The organism is Streptomyces sp. PA03-1a, from assembly GCF_033792805.1.
GTDB lineage: Bacteria > Actinomycetota > Actinomycetes > Streptomycetales > Streptomycetaceae > Actinacidiphila.
In genome coordinates this window covers 1-3,247 of the sequence record NZ_JARAVO010000425.1, presented here as the reverse complement: position 1 = coordinate 3,247, position 3,247 = coordinate 1, and the positions used below count along the sequence as shown (strand labels likewise).

The 3,247-nt window shown below is 72.7% G+C and carries 1 protein-coding gene; it reads right to left on the bottom strand.

Translation table 11 applies throughout. The features are described 5' to 3' along the window. Positions 1-108: 108 nt before the first annotated feature. The gene (locus tag PV341_RS44390) at positions 109-3,237 is read right to left on the bottom strand and encodes a glycoside hydrolase family 78 protein (protein WP_500360923.1); all 3,129 of its coding nucleotides are present in this window, start codon (positions 3,235-3,237) and stop codon (positions 109-111) included. Positions 3,238-3,247: the final 10 nt, after the last annotated feature.

The following is a 3,247-nucleotide window of genomic DNA, read 5'->3' as shown; positions in this document are numbered from 1 at the left end:
GGGTCAGCCCCCGCCCGGCGCGGCGGCTGACCCGGGGCGCCCGCGCCGTGGAAGCCCCCCGGCGTACGCGGGCCCGGGGCCGTCGCGTGCGCCGGGGAGGGACCTCGGTCAGCCGCGCGCCACGGCCGTGAGGACCGTGCGCCCGGACCCGACCCGGTAGACGGCCCGGCCGTCCTGGACACCCAGGTACGTGGCGTGGCTCCCGGCGGCGGTGTAACGGCCGCCCGCCACCACGGGCAGGGCGACCGTCGCCGTCACGTTGACCGGCACCTCGACCGTCGTGTCCACCCCGTGCCGGTTCCGGCGCCAGTCGACGCCGACGGTGCCGCGCTCGGTCCACTGGCTGCCCGAGGCGTGGCTCACGCCCGAATCCGCCGGGGCGATCCGCACCGACGCGCCGCCCGGGCTGGTCACCGTGAGCCCGAGCACACCCTCCAGCACCCCGACGACACCCGCGCCGCCCCAGCCGTGCGACATGCTCTCGCTGCTGCTCTGCGAGACCTGGCCCGGCGCGCAGTCACTGCTCGCACACCCCGGAGTCCACTGCTCCCACAGGAAGGTGCCGCCCTCGGCCAGGACCTGCGCGGGCCCGTCGGCGGAGGGATCGGTGAGGATCCGCACCAGCGTGTCCGGCCGGTCGACGACCCGCAGCGCCTCCAGCAGGGTCCGCAGCGTCATCGGCCCCTGCCGCATCCCCTGCCGGGACAGCTCCGCGCCCAGCGCGGCGTACTCCGAGGGTTCCGCGACGCCGTAGGCGACCGGGAAGCTCTGCGCGTGCTCGCCCTGATGCGCGATCAGGGCGCCGTCCGAGGACAGACCGTCCGACCACAGTCCGGTGCCGCCGTCCCGCAGCCGCTCCCGCATCGCCGCCGTCAGCTCGTCCGCGCGGCCGGCGTAGACGTCGCGGGTGGCGTGGTCGCCGAGCGCGTCGGCGGCCTCGGCCACCGACCGCATCGCGCCCACCCCGAGGGCGTTGACGACGGTGCGGTTCACGTTGCCGTCGGTGACGTAGCCGTACCGCATCGGGGCGGGCCAGTCGATGATGCCGTGCAGGTAGGCGCCGCTGCCGCCGGGCAGGTCGGCGACCAGACCGCGGTCGTCCACCGCCGAGGAGATGTAGTCCGCGACGTTGCGCATCACGGGCATGGCCCGGGCGAGCAGTTCGCGGTCGCCCGTCGTGCGGTAGTAGCGCATCACCCACTCGGGGAACATCTCGGTGTAGTCGGGGATGTCCCGCTTGGCGTCCCCGTTGGGGTAGACGGAGTTCAGGGCGCCATTGGTCCAATAGCGAGCCTGGGAGTTCATGAAGGACTCGATGGCCTGACGGGTCAGGCTGCGCTCGCCCGACGCGGCCATCGTCGCGAACGACTCGTCCACGGTGTCGCCGAGGAACTGGCCCTTCTCACGGGTCGGGGTGTCCAGGAAGACGTTCTGCGCGGATTGCAGCGCCGAACGCTGCATCAGCGAGAAGACCTGGTCCAAGGTGCCGTCGCTGCTGCGGAACGTCGCGGGGTGGGCCGCGTCGGTGTTCTGGACGACGGCGGTGACGTCCCGCGTGGTCAGCTTCTCGCCCGGGTCGCTGATCTGCAGGTAGCGCCAGCCCCAGTAGGTGAAGGCCCGGGCGGTCTGCGCACCGTCCTTCTCGGTGTAGTGGAAGCGCATGTTGCTGCCCTGGGTGTCCAGACCCGACGTACCCGCGCGGGAGTTCTCCACCCAGCTCGCCGCGGCGTGGTCCTTGCCCAGAGGACGGTCCAGGGTCACCGTCGTGCCGTCCACCGCGCTCACGGTGCGGGTCTCGGGGTGCCCGGCGCCGTACCCCGTGGCGGGCGGGTCCACCACGATCTCGTCGCCCGCGTGGACGTTCGCCGCGTTCGCCAGCGTCACGGAGGCGTCCCCGGCCCGCACGGCGGCGGTCAGCGTGGAGTTGCTGCGCCGGTAGCTGGTGGTGAACGTCAGCTGCCGGCCGGCGGTGCCGGAACGCAGCCGCACCGAGGGCACCGCGGCGTACACCTTGCCGAAGTCGGCGAGGACGGTGCCGTCGGGCAGGTGCAGCAGCGAGACCGGGTGGACGGTCTCCTGCGTGAGGTGGGCCTGCAGCGCCGACAGGTGGGTGAAGGCGCAGGGGGACGAACTTCCCTCGTAGGGAGCGCAGTTGTCCGGGTTCGGCCGCGGGTGGGCGCCGATGACGGTGGCCGCGGCCCAGCCGGAGTCGTCGTAGCCGGGGGTGTTCCAGCCGGCGGGCTCGACCGTGGCGTCGTAGTACTCGACGCGGTCGCCGGCGTCGCCGTTGCGGTAGGTCAGGGTGTCGACCCGCTGCGGCTCGTAGCGGTGGACCTTCCAGGTGCCGTCGGAGACCGCCACGTCGCGGGTGCCGTCCGCGTGCTCGACCACCACCTTGACCAGCAGCCCGGAGGGGCCCTCGGGGGCGTTCGGGCCGTTGGCCCGGCCCTGGCACTTGCAGGACCAGTAGTGCGTCAGCACGCCCACGGCCAGGTCCCGGCCCGCCTTGACGCCCTTGACGGCGGCGACGTCGTAGAAGCCCTCACCGGCGTACTCGTAGGACGAACTGCGCTGCACGGTCTTGCCGTTGACGTCGACCTGCCAGTCGCCGGAGGCCGCGACGTACACCCGGGTGCCGACCACGGGGCTGCCCGCGGACACCCGGACGACCTTGCGGGCCGCCGTCCACTCGTTGCTCGCGTCGTTCCCGGTGGCGGGACGGCGGATCCACTGGGCGCCGGACCAGTCCTGGTCCGTCAGGCCCGTGCCGAAGGAGGCGCCGGCCGAGTAGGGGGAGGCCTCCCCCGCACGGTCCCACGTCCGCACCTTCCACTGGTACGCCGTCCCCGGCGCCAGCGCGGGCCCGCCGTACGGCACCCAGGACTGCTCGGAACCGCGGACCTTGCCGCTGTCCCAGACGGTGCGGCCGCCGGGGACGCGCACGACGACCTGGTAGGCGGTCTGGACCTCGTCGGAGTCGCTGTCGCGGGGCAGCCAGCCGAAGCGCGGCGCGGCGTCGATGGCGAGCGGCTCGGTGCGGTCGTCGACCGTCAGGCCACCGGGGGCGCCCGGGGCGTGGTTGCGGGGCGCGTGTGCGTGGTCGGCGTAGGCCTGGGGCGTGGCGGGGGGGGGTTTGCTATACCCATTGGACCCGGCCCACCAAAAGACCTGTTGAAAATATGTGTGAGACCCGTCTAATAAAAAAACAAACGAAGACAGAAAAATAGAAACAAACATAAGCAAGCGA